An 18718-nucleotide genomic window follows, 5' to 3' on the forward strand; every position below is an offset into this window, starting at 1 on the left:
GTACACGACTAATACCGTCGAAGGCTACCACCGTCAGTTGCGTAAAGTGACTAAAACGAAAGGCGCTTTTAGCTCAGACGTAGCCCTGCAAAAGTTGGTCTATTTGACGATCCAAAACCTACACACCAAGTGGGAGACGACAACCTATAACTGGAAGGAGTTGATTAACCAATTCAGTATTATCTTTGACGAACGCATTCAAGCCCATCGCTTCGACTAAACCCCGCTGACACAGTTCAGCGAGCACATCCGTTAGTACCAAAGGGGAAAATCCCTATCGCTCCATTCACAACGAATCCCGACAAATCATGTAGAAAGGATTTTTCACTTTTACCCGTTTGTTCTCCAGTAGTAAAGTAGCCGCCGTGTTTCCCATTGCTTCAAAATCGGTGGTGATCACCGTGATGTTTAGCAGTTCTTTCAGGGTCGTTTCATTGAACGAGATGATACCAATCTCCTGCCCCAGCGCGTAGGGAGATTGCCGCACTTTTTTAACCAGTTCCGACAGGTCCGTTTCTTCAATGACCACATAAGCCGTACCAGTCGTCAGGGTTTCATTTACTGCGTTTTCTTTTATCGTAAACACCTTATCGTAATTGATGCAGAAAGAACGGAAACCGTGGGCTATTTCGGTGGGATAATTGCCATCACTGGGCAGAATAAGGACCATCCGGCTGTACTTTTTTAACAGGTCATGCGCCTTTTCCAGCGCTTGGCAGATGTCAGCGTCGAATTGCTGAAAAACACTCAACGGCGCATCGGTAAGTTGTGGAACGTCTTTATCCAGCAGCACCAGTTCGTGGGGCGGAATCGTTTTCAGGACGTCGATGTAATTAACTTCATCTACATCCTGGGTGAAGTGCGGCATCACTACGTAATAATTGTACTTACCCAGATTCTTTCGAATAATCTCCTGAAAATGAGTGGCATTGTAGTGATGAATCTGTAAATCGACCGTGGCTTTGTCGCCGAGGGCATTCAGGAATGCGTAATAAATAATTTTCTTATACGAACTAAGCTTGTTAAAGATGAGCAGTATTTTCAGCTTAGGCGTTGTGTCGGCCTGCACGTAATACCCCTTACCCTGTACGGATGTGATATAACCCCGTTCCCGCAGTTCCCGATAGGCTTTCTCAACCGTGTCGCGCGCCAGATAATATTCAACGCTCAGTTCACTGATGGACGGAAGCTGCTCGGTGTTTTTCAGCACGCCCCGTTCAATATCCGTAATGACCGACTGTACAATTTGTTTATACTTGGGGGTCTTGTCTTTCGGATTGAACTGAAGTTGATAAAGTGGCCCCGACGCGTTGTGCTGAACGTCAAAGAATCCGCTCGTTTGCCGTTGAGATGGAGAAAGGTGCTTCACACTCATAGCTATTCCTGTTTTTATAGTCGATTCGGGAAGGGTTTGATACCGTCACAGGCTCAGCCCTTCCCGGTTACTGCGAGAGGATTTATGACTTACTTAATTCCCGAATTTTTATCACTTCCGAACCGGCCAGCAGATAGGCCCCGGCGCCGTATACTTCCCAACTGTCGGCGGAGAAATTCTTCCGGGGATCCGCTCCGATGGGTTGCACCCAGCCCACCCGGCCTTCCGGGGACACCAGTGTATTCAAACCCGTCCAGGCTTTCTGAACGGCGGAAAGATATGTTTTCTTGTCCAGAATACCCTGATTGATTCCCCAGGCCAGCGCGTAGCAATCGAAACCGGAGCCGCTGCCCTCACCGCCGGGGAAGGCAGCCGGGTCGAGCAGGCTGGAACGCCATAGACCATCGGTCTGCTGAAGCCCCCGCAAACGCTCACTCATCTGTTTGAACAAGGTAATGTACCCGTTTCGTGACGGGTGATTTTTGGGTAACTCCTGAAGCAGCAGGGCCAGTCCGCCAATGACCCAGCCATTCCCCCGCGACCAGAATATTTTCTGCCCGTTGCTTTCCTTTTTCCCTTCGCCCGCTGCGTTAATGAGGTAGTTGGCATCACGTGCAAACAGGTGTTGCTCCTTATTATAGAGCAGGTCGTACGTTTGGCGGTAAAGCGAATCATTCAACGCAAAGTAGGCGGGCTGATTCAGGGTGTTGCCCAACTGGCACAGCACCGGGGGGGCCATGAACAGCGCATCGCACCACCACCACCTGATACCATGATTTGCCACCTCCCTACCCGGCACCCGGCTCATCTTCTGAACCGTATCGATGGTTGGCTGAATCATCCGGCGGTCTTTTTTGAGTCGGTAGAGATTAATGTAAGTCTGGCAGATGGCGATATCATCGGCGTGGTCATAACGGGCACCGGGTTGCCAGTTGGTACGTTCTCCCATCGCCATCAGGGAATCAAGTACAACGGGGGATTTCGTCGTTTCGTAAGCCGCGAAGATGCCCGCATACATGGCCCCGTTGGTCCAGTTGGTCGTTTTATGTTTCGGATTCTTCAGTTGCCAGTCTACTACCGTCAACATCCTGCCTTTGATGTAATCAGGCGAAAAGATACCTGGTTCAGAGGGGGTGAAAGCAACCATGCTCCCAATCAGGAGCATAAAAAAAAAGCGGTTGCCTGTGGTCAGCGTAGTCATGATAAAACAGTTTTCCCAGATTTATTAACTGGTATTAACATACAATTGTAGTGAACAAGTAGTATGAGATTAAAATATACCCTCCTTTATATATAGGAGAGTACAGGACGGGTTAGTTTTATAGGAGAATGTACTTTTGTACGTATGTCTTGCCCAAACAGATGATGAACGTTGGCTTATTTATTCCTTGCTACATTGACCAGTTTTACCCGCAGGTGGCCATTGCCACACTGAAACTACTCGAAAAAGTAGGCTGTACGGTCACCTATCCCCTGCAACAAACCTGCTGTGGGCAACCCATGGCCAATTCCGGTTACGAACACCTAACGGGCGGTTGTAATGATAATTTCGTCCGCAACTTTGCCGACTGCGATTACATCGTTTCGCCATCGGGAAGCTGTACGCTCCACATAAAGCACCACCTGCACGCAACGAACGAAACAGCCGCTACGGCCATTCGCTCCCGCATTTATGAACTTACCGAGTTCCTGACGGATGTTGTACAGGTAAAAACACTGGAGGCTGCATTCCCCTACCGGGTTGGCCTTCACCAGAGTTGTCATGGTCAGCGGGGCCTGCACCTGGCACAGATGTCGGAACTGATGGCCCCGCCCTTTTCCAAACCCGGTCAGCTATTGAGTATGGTTGATGGACTGGAACTGGTACAACTCGACCGGCGCGACGAGTGTTGCGGATTTGGCGGCACCTTCTGTGTAACGGAAGAAGCCGTATCGGCCAAGATGGGTAAGGATCGGGTGGCCGATCACCTGCGCCACGGTGTTCACTACATTACCGGCGTCGACGTTTCCTGCCTGATGCACATGGAAGGGATTCTGAAACGGGCTAATTCGACCGTGCAGGTCCGGCACATTGCTGAAATACTAACCGCTACCCTATAAACAGAAACAACGGAATGAATCAACTTTCTTTAGATCACGCGGGAGCGGCTATTGAGTTCAACAAGAACGAACCGCGGGTTGACTGGCATGATGAAACGCTCTGGTTTGTACGCACCAAACGCGACCGGGCCGCGGCTCAGGTGCCGGAATGGGAGCAGTTACGCGAAGCTGCGTCGCAGATAAAAAATTATTCGCTCTCCAACATGCACGACTTGCTGGAGCAGTTTGAACAGAACGCCATCAAAAACGGCATCACCGTTCACTGGGCGGCTGATGCCGATGAACACAACAAAATCGTCCACGGCATCATCCAGAAAGCCGGGGCCGACCGCATGGTTAAGTCAAAATCCATGCTGACGGAAGAATGTCATCTGAACGACTACCTGACCCGGCACGGCATTGAGGTAATTGACAGCGACCTGGGCGAACGCATTGTGCAGTTGCGGGGCGAACCACCCTCCCACATCGTATTGCCCGCTATTCACCTGACCAAAGCCGATGTGGGCGATACGTTCCACAAACACCTGGGCACCGATGCCGGAGCCACCGATCCACAATACCTGACCGAAGCCGCCCGGCAGCACCTGCGCGACACGTTTCTGACGCGTAAAGTAGCCCTTACGGGCGTTAATTTTGCCATTGCCGAAACGGGTGGATTTGTGGTTTGTACCAACGAAGGCAACGCCGATATGGGCGTTCATCTGGCCGATGTTCATATTGCAGCTATGGGCTTTGAAAAAGTCATTCCCCGTGCCGAGCACCTGGGCGTTTTCCTGCGTTTACTGGCCCGTTCGGCCACGGGGCAGCCTATCACCACGTTCTCCAGTCACTTCCATCGGCCCCGCCCCGGTCAGGAGATGCACATCGTCATTGTTGATAATGGACGTAGTCGACAACTGGGACGGCCCGATTTCCGGAATTCGCTGAAGTGTATCCGATGCGCGGCCTGTTTGAATACCTGCCCCGTTTACCGCCGGTCGGGCGGCTTCAGCTACCACAGTGCCGTTGCAGGGCCAATTGGCTCTATTCTGGCCCCTAACCTGGATATGAAGCTAAACGCCGATCTGCCCTTTGCCTCGACGCTTTGCGGGTCCTGTTCCAACGTTTGCCCCGTGAAGATTGACATTCACGACCAGCTTTATAAATGGCGTCAGGTGCTGATGCAGGAAGGCTACGGGCCGGGGAGCAAAACAGCCGCCATGAAAACGATGGCTACCGTGCTGGAGTCGCCCCGGTTATACCGCATGGCCGGTAAAATAGGTCGTGGCGTACTCCGGTTCGCTCCGGTTACGGTCGAAAACAAGTTCAATCCCTGGTACACGCAGCGTGAAATGCCCGAACCACCCGCTGAAAGTTTCCGTGACTGGTACATCAACAACAAAAAATCATGACCACCCGCGATCAGATGCTGGCTAATATCAAGGCAAATCAGCCCTCCGTATTGCCCCTGCCTACCCAGTTTACATTCGTATCGGCCTTCCCGGACCTGACCCGGCAGTTTGTCGATATCCTGACCTTTGTGGGTGGCACGGCGGTTTTACTCCCCGATATGGATGCGGTTAAAAAACATTTGCAGGAGCAATACATTGGCCTGTCCAGCATAGCGACCACGGTTCCGGCCCTGGCAAGTCTTTCGGATATGAAACTGGATGTGGCTGACCCACACGAATTGGCGGGGCTCAATCTGGCTATCATCGAGGGGCCCCTAGCCGTGGCCGAAAACGCAGCTATCTGGGTCGATGAACATCAGTTACCGCAACGTGTAGTACCCATGATTACGCAACAGCTGGTGATTATCATCCGTCAGTCTACCATTGTTCCAAATATGCACGATGCCTACAAGCAGATACAGGTTGATGCTACCGGGTTCGGTACGTTCATCTGCGGCCCGTCCAAAACCGCCGACATCGAGCAAAGTCTGGTTATCGGTGCGCACGGTGCCCGGTCGCTTTTGGTTTGCATTCTTCCCTGAAAGAATACGGCAACGTATGTTTTAGCTAAACGAAACGGGAATTATATGAAAGAGAAGAACCCTGGTGGCCTTATGGTAAAATTCAGTGGTTTTTACTTTTTGAGTAGAAATGATCTCCAAACGGTCATTCTATTAAATAATCCCTATTAACCATGCACAGAAAAACCCTTTTATTTACCCTTGTTGCCTTTTGCAGTTTACTCTCCGTCAACAGCATAGCCCAGTCGAAAGACGAGGGAGCCATTGGCAAGGCCGTTGAGCAAATGCGCCTGCTGATGATTAACCCCGACAAAGCCAAGCTGGAAGCCCTGGCTGCCGACCAGTTAACGTACGGGCATTCGACAGGAAAACTGGAAAACAAAGCAGCCTTTGTCGAAGCCCTCATCAGTGGTGCTTCCGATTTTGTCAGCATTAATCTCACTGACCAAACCATCACTATAGTCGATAACACCGCTCTCGTTCGGCACAACCTTTCGGCCGACACGCTCAACAATGGTAAGCCAGGACAGGCTCACCTGAGCGTTTTATTGGTCTGGATTAAACAGAAAGGAAATTGGCAGCTTCTGGCACGGCAGGCAGTAAAAATCTAAACTGGATGCCACAAACACTAAATAAGTCCACCAGACATCTGGTGGACTTATCCGATATAACCTATGATAAAACGTATTAATAAACAAACATAATGGGTTATTAACGGCTAACCTTCCTGAACTCACCTGCCCGGTACTCTCTTTCTTCGGAGGTTAAAAGGCAAACTGGTCTATGCACAACGTTAGGTTAGTTACAATTAGACTTCTACTTAGCCTGCGTCATCTGCAATGAACTGTCATTGATTTCAAACGTGTGTTTTTTCAGCATGTTGATGACTTCAGCGCCCGCCAGCATGACCGGGCCGTAGCCATGGGCAGCATAGACATTGATGGGCCGGTAGTAGTAAAAGGCCGGGTCGAACCCCATACCGGTACCCACACAAACACCTTCCACCTGTCCGCCCTGAGTAACTTTAGTGGATACCGCATTCCAGCCTAATAGCGTTGCCGGCGCGTAAGCCAGTGGGTCGAGCCATCCCCGATTAATAGCCCGCGCAAAAGCATATACGTAAATAGCCGTGGCTGATGTTTCCAGATACGTGTCATTGCGGTCGAGCAGTTGATGCCAGAAACCGGTACCCGATTGCTGAGCGGCCAATCCTCGGGCGTGTGCTTTCAGCAAATCAAGAATAGCCGGTCGCCCGGGGTGGTCTTCGGGCAGTACGTCCAGTAGCTCCACCGCCGTTAGAATACCCCAGCCATTAGCGCGACCCCAGTGAAACTCCGGATGCACGGCCATTCCTTCAACCCAACCGTGCATATACAGCCCTTTCTGGGCGTTGAACATCCGTTTGGCAAACTGCGTAACCTGTTTTACGGCTTCGTCATAATACCTTTTATCCCCCGTCAGTTTCCCCATTTGCGCCAGAGCGGGCACACTCATGAATAAATCGTCGAGCCAGAGCGTGTTGGGTTGGGGACGATTTCGGGCCAGCGTGCCATCAGCCAGCCGGAATTCTTTTGTCTGGATATAGTTGATATAATTGTCGATCAGGGGTTTTAAATCAGCCTTAACACCCCCCGCCCTACTGGCCTTGATCATGGCAGCACACATAGCCCCGGCATCGTCGAGCGCATGCGGTGCCAGGACGCCCCGCATGGGTGTGTTGGCGTTTGGATCTGCCAGCACCTGAGCGCGAAAATAAGGAACCTGTTCGGCAATAAACTGAAGGCGTTTGTTGGTATACCCGGCATAGCGGGCATCACCGGTAGCTTCACTAGCCGCCAGCATCCCCGCGTACGTAACGCCCCACTCATAACTGACAAGCCGAAAATCGCCCGGTTTAAAAACAGCATTCGGATTGAACGTGCCCCCCGGCACCAGGTCTTTCTTCGTCTCTCTATCAATAAGCTGCGTGGGTGTGTTGGCGTCCAGATAGGTATAAATCCGACGAATCACTCCCGTCACTTCCTCAATTTTAGGTTGTCCGTACGGAACAGGGTAATCGGGTTGTAGCAGGTGCAGGGGCGTAGTCGAATCATTGGCTTTGAGTTTAGCCGGTTGGGCCTGGAGTGCTCCCCCCAGGAGTGAAACCACGGTAACTAAACCAGAAAGCAAGACTGAAAAGCAGAGGTTACTCGAAGAAACAGACATAGTAAAGGCTATGGAACGAGTTAAGGGTAATGTATCAGATTATCTGAATAAGTAAATAGTTTAGGAGGCATACCCTTTTCGGTTACCAGCGCGGCACCCAATGAGCTAAGCCATCCATGAACTGATTTTACCCCGGCCGGACCGGCCCTCGTTACTTGGGGAAGTATAATCGGAACGTAGTTCCTTTATCGACCTGACTATCGACCTCGATGGAGCCTTTGTGGCTATTGATGATGTTTTGGGTGGCGGTCAACCCAAGGCCCATACCGCCCGATTTGCCCGTAAAAAAAGGATCGAACAGCCGTTGCCGGTGCGCTTCGTTGATACCACCACCATTATCGCTCACTTCCACGCATAACCGGTTAGAATCGACGCAAAACGTCCGGACGGATAATATCCCCCTGCCTTCCTCCATAGCTTCAACGGCATTGACCAGGATGTTCAGCAGGGCAGTTTTAACCTGATCCCTATCGAGCAGCGCATTGCAATCCTCAGCCGAAAACTGGGTTTCCAGCCGCATCCGTTTCAGCTTGATTCGGTCGCTGACGAGTTGTAAGGTTTCTTTGACAATTAGATTAAAGTCCTGCTTTTTTCGATCCAGATCACGCGGTTTGGATGAATTGAGCATTTCGGTAATCAGCAACCCAATACGATTCACATTACGCCCGATGATATCCGTAAACATGGTTACGTATTCATTATCGGTATCCAGTTCATCTTTAAGCTGCTCCAGTGCCAGGCTCAGATTAGTTAGTGGATTACGAACCTCATGCGCGATACTACGGGCAATTTTGCCGGTCATGCTCAGCTTTTCGGCCATGATCAGGTCTTGCTGAGCGCGCTTCTGATCGGTAATATCCCGTACAATTCCCTGATACCATTTAGGATAGCCAACAACATCTTCTACAGACCAGACCGAAATCAGGCAAACCCGTTTGTGCTTGTTTTTATTGATCAGTGTTGCTTCGAAGTCCTTGATCTGGCCATACTCACGGACGTTGAAACGCAGATTACGCAGTTGATTCAAATCATCAAAAAGCCGGGCGGGGTTCAGGTACAGTAATTCTTCCCGCGTGTATCCCAGCAACCGCTCAATCGACGAATTGGCATCCTGAAAATGCAGTTGGTCATTGGCAACGAAAATAGCATCGATGGAACGTTCAAACAGCGTACGGTATTTATTTTCCTTCAGTGCCACCTCCGCCAACACACTGGCCTGCCGGAGCGCGTAGCGAATACTACGCCCCAGAAGCTGGGCATCAATACGACCTTTCACCAGATAATCGGCAGCACCCAACTCCAGCGCCGACTGGTCAATGGTCAGGTCATCCTGCCCCGTCAATAAAATCATCGGTGCTCTGCATCCAAGCCTGAACGCTTCCTGAATAATATCGATTCCGGTGTAGGGGCCTAGCCGGTAATCGACCAGATAAACATCGTGTTGCTTTTTGTTAATGGCCGGTATGGCTAGTTCGTAGCTATCCACCCAATCTAGCCTGATCGATGCGTTTTCTTTCGCTGAAACCAGGGCTTTTGTGAGCAGATAGTCATCTTCGTCATCTTCAATCAAGAGAATGCTAATCGTTTCTTCCTTCTCAGTACTATTGAGGTTAGCCATAACAGGTAATATAGGTAACAGGCAATCTAATTGATGGCAAATAAACAGTTTACGCAACCAGAGGAAACCATAAACGCTTTAATGCCCAACGGGGTAAGATGTATTTACGGCAATTTGACAGTATCCAGCCAATACGTTTTTAACGCATCGACCATTTCTACCAGACGGTTAAAATTAAATGGCTTCGTTACAAACGAATTAACGCCGAGATTATAGGTTTTCAGTACATCTTCGTCGGCAGAAGAAGTCGTCATGACAACCACAGGCAATCGGCGCAGCTTCGGGTCATCTTTGATTTCGCCCAGTGCCTGAAAGCCATTTTTCCGGGGCATATTCAAGTCTAAAATCAACAGATTAGGCCAGGGGGCATTTTGTTCGTTGTACCGACCGTAGCGATACAAATACTCCATCAGTTCCTCCCCATCCTCAACGAATGTAATCGCCTGGGTATAACCGTTCTGACGAAATGCCTTTTCGATGAAAAGTCGGTCATCAGTATCATCATCAGCAATCAGAATAGTCATTGATTTAAGTATTATTTTACGGTGCATACCCGGTAACGACAGCTACCGATTAATTTACAGGGATAGCCTGTAAATGATTTGAGTGAACTTCATTGGTATAAAACTGATAACAGCAAATTCAGAAGTCCACTCCACCCCAAAATTAGTCAAAAACATCATCTGTAATACTGACTTATGTGTCTATAAAATAGTAAATAAGCGTTTCCCAGGCAATAAATTCACGCTACCCTTACGGCATCACTTGAACGTTTGCATCTACAGGTTGGGGAATTTCTTACTCGCTTTGCTATAAAACTCCGATCATCCAGACCAGCAAACTCTGGCATAATCACCATAAAATGAAGTAGATAGCGCAAAAATTTGTCAATACGGCTGTTTTGGCATGAATTTGAGTTGATGTTAAGCAAAAACAGTACACATATGTTTTGTTTTTATTACTCAGCAAATGATATGAAAAAGTCAGTTAAAATGTTGCTCATGGTTACCGTTCTTACGACGGGAATTTTTACGTTAAATTCATCGGATGCCGTAGCCCAGGGTATTACGCGGGTTGGTATAAAAGGGGGGCTGAACGCCAGTTCTCTTTTTTATGATAGTCAGGGAGTTAACAGCAAGAAGGAGCGTATTGGTTTTCACCTGGGTGTTTTCACGCAGATACCTGCCGGTGAATTTTTTGCCATCCAGCCGGAATTGCTCTACATGACCAAAGGAGCATCGGCAAATTACAATGTTCTTGGTTTCAACGGGACGAACACGTTCAGGCTCAATTATGCCGAGCTTCCTGTCCTGGCTACCTTCAAACTAGGTCAGGCCGTTGAATTGCAGGTAGGACCTTACGTATCTTACCTGCTCAACTCGAATATTAATTCCAACGGAGATTTCGGCACGGGGACGAGCGCAATTAACCGCGACAACTTCAATAAAGTCGATTACGGCCTGGCAGGGGGAATAAATCTCTATTTCGGTAAGGCGTTTATTGGGGCCCGGTACGAACAGGGACTACAGCAGATTGCAACTAGTGGTGCCGCTAAGACATTACTGGGAAATGCCAAAAATGGTGTAGGCTTACTCTCGGTTGGGTTTAGCCTAAATTAATACTGAATGATTGAGTGATTGAATAGCCAAGTCTGGTTTATTCAATCACTCGATTAGTATCACAAATGAATATCGTACGCTTTTAACTTATTGTAAAGCGTTTTACGATCAATATTGAGTACTTCGGCCGCCTTGGTCTTGTTGTATCCTGTCTTCTCCAGCACTTTCAGAATAGCGGCCCGCTCGGCATTTTCAGACACTGATTTTAGGTTGGCAGCCGACTGAGAGAAGACGGGAACTCCCGGCCTTGCCGGGTCGTAACTGATCTGAACAGCAGGCGTTTCCTGTTGTGTAAAATACTGGGGCGACATAATTTCCTGGGGCAACACATCAGCCTCAATATAATCGCCCTGAGTTAGCAGAACGGCCCGTTTCACTACATTATGTAGCTCACGCAGGTTGCCATGCCAGTAATACTCTTTCAATTTTTCTTTGGCTTCTTCTTCAAACCCGAGGATATCTTTCTCCAGTTGGACGTTGGCCGATTCCAGGAAGTGCTCGGCAAAGATCATAATGTCCGCCTTTCGTTCGCGTAAAGGCGACAAGTGAATCTCAAATTCGGCAATTCTGTGGTATATATCCTCCCGGAATTTACCCTGCCGAACGGCTTCCCGAAGGTCTTCATTGGTAGCAACAATAATCCGTACATCGACCGGTATGTCCTGATTACTGCCAATGCGCCGTATTTTACGTTCCTGTAATACGCGTAGTAGTTTAATCTGGTTATCGTACGACAAATTTCCAATCTCGTCCAGGAAAATCGTCCCTCCGTCAGCAAATTCAAAGCTACCTGCCTTATCGGTCATAGCGCCTGTGAACGAGCCCTTCAGGTGACCAAACAACTCACTACCAGCCAGTTCCTTTCCTAACGCACCACAATCGATAGCGACAAAAGGTTTGGCAGAACGCTTGCTTTTAAGGTGAATGGCGTTTGCCACAAATTCCTTTCCCGTTCCCGTTTCACCCGTAATGATGACGGACATATCGGTGGGGGCAATCAAATCGATGTGTTTCTGAAGTTGTTCGGCAGCCCGGCTTTTGCCGAATATGAATCGTTTACCGTCGGATGTTAACGTGGATTTACCAGAGAGAGACCTGACCGAATTCCCTTTGGCAGCACCCGAAGCATCGGTTGATTCCTTGCCCTGGTTTAACGACTGACAGCGCCGTTCGAGGGCGGCCTTTATGGTATACAGTATTTCGTCGGGATAAAGGGGCTTGGTTACATAGTCGTAGGCACCATGTTTAACCGTTTGTACAGCCATCCGAACATCGGAGTACCCGGTAATAATAATAACGGCAGTGGAGGGGTGCATGACCTTAATTCGGCGCAACATCTCCAGGCCATTTATGTCAGGAAGTTTGAAATCACATATTACTAACTCAAACGCTTCTTTCCGTAATAGAACCAGACCATCATCGCCACGCTGTACCGACACTGTTTTATAGCCCTGCTTGCTCAGAAAACGCTCCAGCAGCAGGCATATATCGTTATTATCGTCAATAATCAGAATTTTTTCCATGAAGAGACTTTGAACATATTCAGTCAGTTTCTATCGCACAATAAAAACGAATAAACTGACTCAGGCGTATGAACAAAGTTACTCAAACCTGAGTGGTTTGCAAAGCCATCTCAACGGAACGACGGGTGAATGGTTTACCAATAAAATAATCGGCTCCCTGTTCAGTGGCCCTCCGTCGCTCGGCCTGCCCGTCGAACGCACTAATCATAATTACCCTGGCCGCAACCTGATCTTCTTTTATAATGGGCAGTAGATCAAAACCCAGTCCATCGGGTAGATTTAAATCCAGAAAAACGGCACTGAATTGCTGTGTGTGCAGGCACTGTCGGCCTTCTTCGATGAAATGAGCGCAGGTAGGCTGGTACCCTAATCGCCGTAACAATCCTGACAGCAGTAAGCATATATCTGTTTCATCATCGACAATCAATACCCGTTTTGACGATGCACTGAGGAGGGGTCCATATTTTTTTTCCACGCTACTTATCATTGATGCTATTGATGTACTCGTCACGGCTCTTCACTTTTTTTGGTCATCCTATGTATAATATACATAGTAAAATATGTGCCGAAACTTAAAACTGTAACCCTATTTTCAGACAATCCTACTTATTAATGCACAATAATTGGTTGCAGAGGACTATATGAGCACTAACTTATTTGTAGATCTCACGGAAATGGGCTGGCCTGTCGGGATATATCGCGTCATTTTTCCCCGCTTATTCTACGTATGTAGAAATTTATCTACATTCTTACCAGCGTGTGTTCCTTTCTGTCTTCATCCAGATAGTTCATTAAAACATAACTAATTCCTCATTTACAAGCGACTACATAGGGTTGTATTACAGGAAAGCACGTTTTGCAAAACATTGGCATAACTTTTTCTACTTGGTTTACTGGTTGCGAGATAGCTAAATTCTGATTTACTCAACAAGTACGACGAAAAAAACCATTTCCCATCCAGTTGCTCTATCTGTCAAATAGTTTTCAACTGTCCCGGGAGTTGGCCTTGTAAGCGATAGTGTGATTCACAGTTTGCTGGTTATTGTGATACCTGTTGTCATTTAACTCTTATACTGTGGCTGGTGTGGGACAAGGTATTTATTCTTTTCCATCACGATTGTCATAATCGGTAAAGACTAACAGAAACGGATTATTCCGTGTGAACATATTTTAGGTTAAGTACAAGTTACGGTGGGTACATAATCCCTGCGCCAGTTTGAGCGCGGGGATTTTCATGTAGAAGCAGTTTCGGCTTGTAGCCGTAAGAAAAGTGTTTTACTTTCCAGTCAACTACCCTTCCAGCTCGGAACTGTTGCGTAAAACGTGGACGTGATTGTAGAGAAAAATCCTCAGTTCAAGGGCATTGACGATGATGAATCCTATCACGTAAGTACTTACATAACAATTGATTATAGATTTTTTCAAATAAATGGTACAGTATTTTCTACTAATAAGTTATATTTAAACGATGAGTCATTCACAAAAGTCAGAAACCATGAAGTCACTACCAGGAATTTTAGTTGGATTAGCGTTCGGAGCTGTAGTAGGTATATTGATGGCGCCCGAAAGCGGCAAGAAGACCCGCAAACGTATTTCGTCGGAGTCGGATTCGTTCTTCAAAGACCTCCAGGATCAATTACAGAATGGCCTGGATAGTATAAAGGAACAGTACAACGATTACGTTGATTCAACTACCGAAAAAACGCAGGATTTGGTTAACCAGACCAAGAAAAAAATCAAAAAATAGATCCTTATTTCTCCGGATTTAGACTTACCTAAAACAGCCATAATTATGAGAAGCACAAGAGATTTTATTACAGGTATTATTACAGGGGTCGTTATTGGAATTCTGACCGCCCCACGTAGCGGGAAAGAAACACGCGATAAGCTAACCGAAGAAGCCAATAAGCGCACGGGTGACCTTAAGGACCAGTGGGAGAAAGGAGTAGTACAGGTCAAAGACGGTCTGGAACAGGCCAAAACTCAGGTGAACCAATACACCGACAAGGCTAAAGAGCAGTATGATCAACTGAAAGATCAGGCGCAAACAGCCATCAACAAAGGCAAAGAGCAATTGAAAGATCAGTACGGGCAGAAGAAAGAGCAGTACAACGATAAGGTAGATGAACTTGCCAATGATGCCAAGAACGAAATTGATGCCGATAAACCATCGATCAAGGTGAACTAAAACAACGTTCCCCGATTTACTCAACGATTCTGAATAAATAACAGCCCCACTGGATAACATCTGGTGGGGCTGCCCTATTTAAAGGGGTTTAATTATCTTTTAACGTTGCTTTAAGGAGCCTTTAATTAACGTTGCGGACTTTTGTATGTAGTACTTCCTGCCCAATTTATGGGAAGATTATCAATAGCTACGTCTTGTTCGATAACATGAAAAAGTACCCGTTCGCTTACGTTTATTTTAGATTCTGTAACTGGCTGGGAATGGCCCGGAATAAACATTTATATTATTCCGGGCCATCGTGTTATAGAGTATCCGCCGACATCCATTCAGTTTATAGCAAAAACGACACACATCTGTTTCGGGGGGCTTTGGTAATTATGGGTAGCCTTTTTCTCATGGCTAGCCTGAGTGGGTGCGGGAGTTCGGCCAAACAAGCAGACGAAACGAATCCGCCCAAAGCCCGTCAGGAAACTAATCTGCTCGCCACAGCTACCTTCGATACGGCTACCTTCGAGAATGCCCGTAATGAATTGAATTTAACCGGTAAAATCACCTTCAATCAGGATCAGGTCGTCAAAGTGTTTCCGTTGGTGGGCGGTCACATCGAAACACTAAAAGCCGACCTGGGCGATTACGTCAGGAAAGGCCAGACGCTGGCTGTTATCCGTTCCGGCGACCTGGCCGATCTGGAGCAGCAAAGCGTTGCGGCCAGAGGAGAACTGGCAGTAGCGCAGAAAAATCAGCAGATAACGGATGACATGACAAAAGCGGGCTTCAGCTCGCAGCGCGACATGGTAGCCAGCAGAGAACAACTGCAAGCGGCCAAGGGTGAAGTAAACCGGGTAAATGAGCGACGGAGGATTGTTGGGGGGAATGGCTCCGTCTATTATGTAAAAGCACCGATGAGTGGCTTCATCGTCGAGAAATCAGCCTCGCAGGGGATGGAACTTCGTTCCGATGACCCGGAGAATTTATTTACCATCTCAAACCTAGACCATGTATGGGTACTGGCAAACGTGTATGAGTCCGATTTGGCGAATGTAAAACAAGGCGACCAGGCTACCATTACGACACTCTCCTACCCGGACAAAATTTTTCATGGCCGGATTGATAAAATCTTTAATGTTTTAGACCCCGACAGTAAGACGCTGAAGGTTCGGGTTACGCTCGAAAACCAAAGCGTCGGACCGGCCAATTATCTACTGAAACCAGAAATGTTTGCGAACGTAAGCGTTGTTTACGCCGGGCAGGACAAGCGGGTGGCAATCCCGTCTAAATCGTTGGTATTCGATAAGAACCGTAACTTTGTGGTTATGGTCAACGAGAAAAACCAGCCGCTTGTGCGCGAGGTAGACATCTATAAATCAATTGGGCCTAAAACGTATATTTCCGGCGGATTAGCCCCTGGAAACCGGGTTGTTACAACGAATACACTGTTGATTTATAACGCGCTGGGAAATTAATTCCCAACGCACCATAACGAGTCAGGCCGTATACAACAGGAATTCTTTACGAATCACCTGTTATATACGGCCTGTTCTTTACGAAGCCTTACGTTAGCCCATCGAAGTCGAACCAGGTACTTTGTCAATGACCGGCTTCGACTTGATAGACGTTACTTTATTGCTTTCAACTTATTCCTGAGTTTTTTTACTCCCGTTCTGATCCAGAGGATACTGGACAGAATCCTTGTTGGGAGTACTTACTTTATTATTATCGGCCGCGGTTGACTCTTCCAGTGGCAACTCCGTACCAGCGGCTTCCTTACCTTCCAGATTATAACCCGGAATTTCGGACGACTGCACGGCGATGTAAGGAGCAATAACCAGCGACACAATCGACATCAGTTTAATCAGGATGTTCATGGACGGGCCGGAGGTATCCTTGAAAGGGTCGCCCACTGTATCGCCCGTTACCGAAGCTTTGTGTGGCTCCGATTTTTTATAGTACATCTCGCCGTTAATCATTACGCCCTTCTCGAACGACTTCTTGGCGTTATCCCAGGCACCGCCGGCATTGTTCATGAAAATACCCATCAGCACGCCCGATACCGTTACACCCGCCAGCAAACCGCCCAGTACTTCGGGGCCGAAGATGAAGCCTACGATAACGGGCACGGTCAGGGCAATAGCCCCCGGTAAAACCATCTCACGAATAGAAGCCTGTGTCGAAATAGCCACACACTTCTCGTATTCGGGTTTGCCGGTTCCTTCCATGATACCCGGAATTTCGCGGAACTGACGGCGTACTTCTTCTACCATCGCCATAGCGGCACGACCCACCGCAGCAATTGCCAGCGACGAAAAGATGAACGGAATCATAGCCCCCACAAACAAACCAGACAGCACGTCGGCTTTGTAAATATCGATGGCCGAAATACCCGAAATACCGACGAAGGCAGCAAACAGAGCAAGGGCTGTTAATGCAGCCGATGCAATAGCAAAGCCTTTACCGGTAGCAGCCGTTGTGTTTCCCACCGCATCCAGAATGTCGGTACGGCCCCGAACCTCTTCGGGCAGGTAACTCATTTCGGCAATACCACCCGCGTTATCGGCAATCGGCCCGAAGGCATCAATGGCCAGCTGCATGGCCGTAGTAGCCATCATACCAGCGGCCGAGATAGCGACGCCATACAATCCGGCAAAGTGATAGGAGGTGTAAATGCCAGCCGCCAGCACCAGAATTGGCAGTACCGTGGATTCCATCCCAACGGCCAGACCACCGATGATGTTGGTAGCGGCACCCGTAGCAGACTGCCGGATAATACTCAGCACCGGGCGTTTGCCCATCGCCGTGTAATATTCAGTAATAGTCGACATCAGCGCCCCCACAACCAAACCCGTTACAATAGCGAAGAATACGTCCATCCGCGTAAACTCAACACCCCGAATCTCCATCGTTGTATCCGGCAATACGGCCCCAACCAGAAAGTAAGACGCAATCAGTGTCAGAACAATTGACCCCCAGTTACCCAGGTTCAAGGCACCCTGCACATTACCGTTGTCGTCTTTTACCCGAACCAGGTAACAGGCAAGAATCGAGAAAATCAGGCCCATACCCGCAATCAGAACGGGTAACACGATGGGCGCATGGCCCATTATATTAACATCGGCAGGAATCCGTATTTCGCGGCCCAGTACCATGGTGGCCAGAATCGTAGCAACATAGGAACCAAATAAGTCGGCACCCATACCTGCAACGTCGCCCACGTTATCCCCCACGTTATCGGCAATAGTGGCTGGATTGCGGGGGTCGTCTTCGGGGATACCGGCTTCTACTTTACCCACGAGGTCAGCCCCTACATCGGCCGCTTTGGTGTAGATACCACCCGCCACACGGGCAAACAACGCAATGGATTCCGCTCCAAGGGAGAAACCGGCCAGCACTTCAAGCGCACGCTCCATCGGAACACCGTTTACATCCCCAAAGGCTCCACCTGTGTTGGCAACGAAATAGTTATACAGAAAAATAAACAGAACGCTCAGCCCCAGTACCGCGAGTCCGGCCACGCCAATACCCATTACTGAACCGCCTGTAAATGACACGTCTAAAGCACGGGTCAGGCTGGTGCGGGCTGCCTGGGCAGTACGCACGTTGGCTTTAGTAGCTACTTTCATGCCGATATACCCGGCAAAGGCTGAGGTAAACGCACCGAAAGCGAACGCAATACCAATGAACCAGTGTGAGTTTGCTACCTGCGAACCGGCAAATGACAGTATCGCGGCAACGATAACACCGAAAATAATAAGGACCCGCCATTCGGCTTTTAAAAAGGCGATAGCGCCGTCGGCAATGTAACCGGCTATCTCCTGCATTCGGGCGTCGCCGGCATCCTGCCGGTTCACCCAACTAAACTTGGCAATCATTACCGCCAGGCCCACCAAACCCAGAAAAGGGACGATGTAAAGACTATTGTTCATGCGATTTATTAACTGGTTGAAATAGGTAAATTGCCCGCAAAGATAGAATCTGAGCACGCATAACCCAACGTGCCAGCCATATAGGTTGACTTTTTTTAAGGAAAACTACGTTTTTTATAAGAGATTCATCAGGAATCGAAGGCAAAGTAATTGATTATTTGTAAGTACGGTAGTAGTTACGTAGGTTCACAAAACAAAATACCAGTTAATAGCTCCTTT

General features: G+C 48.4%; 16 protein-coding genes and 1 pseudogene. 9 read left to right on the forward strand and 8 right to left on the reverse strand.

Going from position 1 to position 18718, the window contains the following annotated elements; genetic code table 11:
- Window positions 1-220 (forward strand): annotated as a pseudogene (locus B157_RS40170) (IS256 family transposase); the annotation flags it as partial.
- Between the two features lie 66 nt (window positions 221-286).
- On the opposite strand, the gene B157_RS0127825 reads toward B157_RS40170, so the two are convergent.
- Both B157_RS0127825 and B157_RS0127830 read right to left on the reverse strand, forming a co-directional pair.
- Window positions 287-1375, reverse strand: a complete 1089-nt coding sequence (locus tag B157_RS0127825) for a GntR family transcriptional regulator (protein ID WP_020606593.1) — start codon at window positions 1373-1375, stop codon at window positions 287-289.
- A gap of 82 nt (window positions 1376-1457) precedes the next feature.
- The gene (locus B157_RS0127830) at window positions 1458-2576 is read right to left on the reverse strand and encodes a glycoside hydrolase family 88/105 protein (protein ID WP_020606594.1); all 1119 of its coding nucleotides are present in this window, start codon (window positions 2574-2576) and stop codon (window positions 1458-1460) included.
- Between the two features lie 164 nt (window positions 2577-2740).
- On the opposite strand from B157_RS0127830, the gene B157_RS0127835 reads away from it, so the two are divergent.
- The 4 genes from B157_RS0127835 (at window position 2741) to B157_RS0127850 (ending at window position 6037) form a co-directional block, all read left to right on the forward strand.
- A complete protein-coding gene (locus B157_RS0127835; protein ID WP_026309005.1) occupies window positions 2741-3475 on the forward strand; it encodes a (Fe-S)-binding protein in 735 nt (244 codons plus the stop codon).
- Window positions 3476-3489: 14 nt separating this feature from the next.
- The gene (locus B157_RS0127840) at window positions 3490-4866 is read left to right on the forward strand and encodes a lactate utilization protein B (RefSeq protein WP_020606596.1); all 1377 of its coding nucleotides are present in this window, start codon (window positions 3490-3492) and stop codon (window positions 4864-4866) included.
- Window positions 4863-5447, forward strand: a complete 585-nt coding sequence (locus B157_RS0127845; protein WP_020606597.1) for a LutC/YkgG family protein — start codon at window positions 4863-4865, stop codon at window positions 5445-5447. Before B157_RS0127840 ends, B157_RS0127845 begins: the two co-directional genes overlap by 4 nt.
- 152 nt (window positions 5448-5599) lie before the next feature.
- Window positions 5600-6037 (forward strand): nuclear transport factor 2 family protein, encoded by a 438-nt coding sequence (locus B157_RS0127850; RefSeq protein ID WP_020606598.1) that lies wholly within the window; start codon window positions 5600-5602, stop codon window positions 6035-6037.
- 205 nt (window positions 6038-6242) lie between these two features.
- On the opposite strand, the gene B157_RS0127855 is transcribed toward B157_RS0127850, so the two are convergent.
- The 3 genes from B157_RS0127855 to B157_RS0127865 form a co-directional block, all read right to left on the reverse strand.
- Window positions 6243-7574, reverse strand: a complete 1332-nt coding sequence (locus tag B157_RS0127855) for a glycoside hydrolase family 88/105 protein (RefSeq protein WP_020606599.1) — start codon at window positions 7572-7574, stop codon at window positions 6243-6245.
- 208 nt (window positions 7575-7782) lie between these two features.
- Window positions 7783-9249 carry a hybrid sensor histidine kinase/response regulator gene (locus B157_RS0127860; protein WP_020606600.1) on the reverse strand — a complete coding sequence of 489 codons (1467 nt, stop codon included), beginning with the start codon at window positions 9247-9249 and terminating at the stop codon, window positions 7783-7785.
- 104 nt (window positions 9250-9353) lie between these two features.
- Complete coding sequence (locus B157_RS0127865) at window positions 9354-9773, reverse strand: response regulator (protein WP_020606601.1); 420 nt, start codon at window positions 9771-9773, stop codon at window positions 9354-9356.
- 450 nt (window positions 9774-10223) lie between these two features.
- Here B157_RS0127865 and B157_RS0127870 point away from each other — a divergent pair, with 450 nt between their 5' ends.
- The gene (locus B157_RS0127870) at window positions 10224-10868 is read left to right on the forward strand and encodes a porin family protein (protein WP_026309007.1); all 645 of its coding nucleotides are present in this window, start codon (window positions 10224-10226) and stop codon (window positions 10866-10868) included.
- 59 nt (window positions 10869-10927) lie between these two features.
- On the opposite strand, the gene B157_RS0127875 is transcribed toward B157_RS0127870, so the two are convergent.
- Both B157_RS0127875 and B157_RS0127880 read right to left on the reverse strand, forming a co-directional pair.
- Window positions 10928-12391: a sigma-54-dependent transcriptional regulator gene (locus B157_RS0127875; RefSeq protein WP_020606603.1), complete on the reverse strand. Its 1464-nt coding sequence runs from the start codon at window positions 12389-12391 to the stop codon at window positions 10928-10930.
- An 82-nt stretch (window positions 12392-12473) separates the two neighbouring features.
- A complete protein-coding gene (locus tag B157_RS0127880) occupies window positions 12474-12866 on the reverse strand; it encodes a response regulator (protein WP_026309008.1) in 393 nt (130 codons plus the stop codon).
- A 1020-nt stretch (window positions 12867-13886) separates the two neighbouring features.
- Between B157_RS0127880 and B157_RS0127885 the strand changes: the two genes are divergently transcribed.
- The 3 genes from B157_RS0127885 (at window position 13887) to B157_RS0127895 (ending at window position 16042) form a co-directional block, all read left to right on the forward strand.
- Window positions 13887-14138, forward strand: a complete 252-nt coding sequence (locus B157_RS0127885; RefSeq protein ID WP_026309009.1) for a YtxH domain-containing protein — start codon at window positions 13887-13889, stop codon at window positions 14136-14138.
- A gap of 45 nt (window positions 14139-14183) precedes the next feature.
- Entirely contained in the window at window positions 14184-14579 is a 396-nt protein-coding gene (locus B157_RS0127890) for a YtxH domain-containing protein (RefSeq protein ID WP_020606606.1), read from the forward strand.
- 395 nt (window positions 14580-14974) lie between these two features.
- Entirely contained in the window at window positions 14975-16042 is a 1068-nt protein-coding gene (locus B157_RS0127895; protein ID WP_245565307.1) for an efflux RND transporter periplasmic adaptor subunit, read from the forward strand.
- A gap of 171 nt (window positions 16043-16213) precedes the next feature.
- On the opposite strand, the gene B157_RS36155 is transcribed toward B157_RS0127895, so the two are convergent.
- The gene (locus tag B157_RS36155) at window positions 16214-18499 is read right to left on the reverse strand and encodes a sodium-translocating pyrophosphatase (RefSeq protein ID WP_020606608.1); all 2286 of its coding nucleotides are present in this window, start codon (window positions 18497-18499) and stop codon (window positions 16214-16216) included.
- Window positions 18500-18718: the final 219 nt, after the last annotated feature.

Origin of the sequence: Spirosoma spitsbergense DSM 19989 (assembly GCF_000374085.1) — a bacterium.
Taxonomy (GTDB): Bacteria; Bacteroidota; Bacteroidia; order Cytophagales; family Spirosomataceae; genus Spirosoma; species Spirosoma spitsbergense.

What these genes read in the sequence shown, in the direction of transcription:
- B157_RS0127835 (WP_026309005.1), top strand. Translation starts at nt 2,741, where the DNA reads ATGAACGTTGGCTTATTTATTCCTTGCTACATTGACCAGTTTTACCCG.
- B157_RS0127830 (WP_020606594.1), bottom strand. Translation starts at nt 2,576, where the DNA reads ATGACTACGCTGACCACAGGCAACCGCTTTTTTTTTATGCTCCTGATT.
- B157_RS0127850 (WP_020606598.1), top strand. Translation starts at nt 5,600, where the DNA reads ATGCACAGAAAAACCCTTTTATTTACCCTTGTTGCCTTTTGCAGTTTA.
- B157_RS0127870 (WP_026309007.1), top strand. Translation starts at nt 10,224, where the DNA reads ATGAAAAAGTCAGTTAAAATGTTGCTCATGGTTACCGTTCTTACGACG.
- B157_RS0127825 (WP_020606593.1), bottom strand. Translation starts at nt 1,375, where the DNA reads ATGAGTGTGAAGCACCTTTCTCCATCTCAACGGCAAACGAGCGGATTC.
- B157_RS36155 (WP_020606608.1), bottom strand. Translation starts at nt 18,499, where the DNA reads ATGAACAATAGTCTTTACATCGTCCCTTTTCTGGGTTTGGTGGGCCTG.
- B157_RS0127875 (WP_020606603.1), bottom strand. Translation starts at nt 12,391, where the DNA reads ATGGAAAAAATTCTGATTATTGACGATAATAACGATATATGCCTGCTG.
- B157_RS0127885 (WP_026309009.1), top strand. Translation starts at nt 13,887, where the DNA reads ATGAAGTCACTACCAGGAATTTTAGTTGGATTAGCGTTCGGAGCTGTA.
- B157_RS0127895 (WP_245565307.1), top strand. Translation starts at nt 14,975, where the DNA reads ATGGCTAGCCTGAGTGGGTGCGGGAGTTCGGCCAAACAAGCAGACGAA.
- B157_RS0127890 (WP_020606606.1), top strand. Translation starts at nt 14,184, where the DNA reads ATGAGAAGCACAAGAGATTTTATTACAGGTATTATTACAGGGGTCGTT.
- B157_RS0127860 (WP_020606600.1), bottom strand. Translation starts at nt 9,249, where the DNA reads ATGGCTAACCTCAATAGTACTGAGAAGGAAGAAACGATTAGCATTCTC.
- B157_RS0127865 (WP_020606601.1), bottom strand. Translation starts at nt 9,773, where the DNA reads ATGACTATTCTGATTGCTGATGATGATACTGATGACCGACTTTTCATC.
- B157_RS0127840 (WP_020606596.1), top strand. Translation starts at nt 3,490, where the DNA reads ATGAATCAACTTTCTTTAGATCACGCGGGAGCGGCTATTGAGTTCAAC.
- B157_RS0127845 (WP_020606597.1), top strand. Translation starts at nt 4,863, where the DNA reads ATGACCACCCGCGATCAGATGCTGGCTAATATCAAGGCAAATCAGCCC.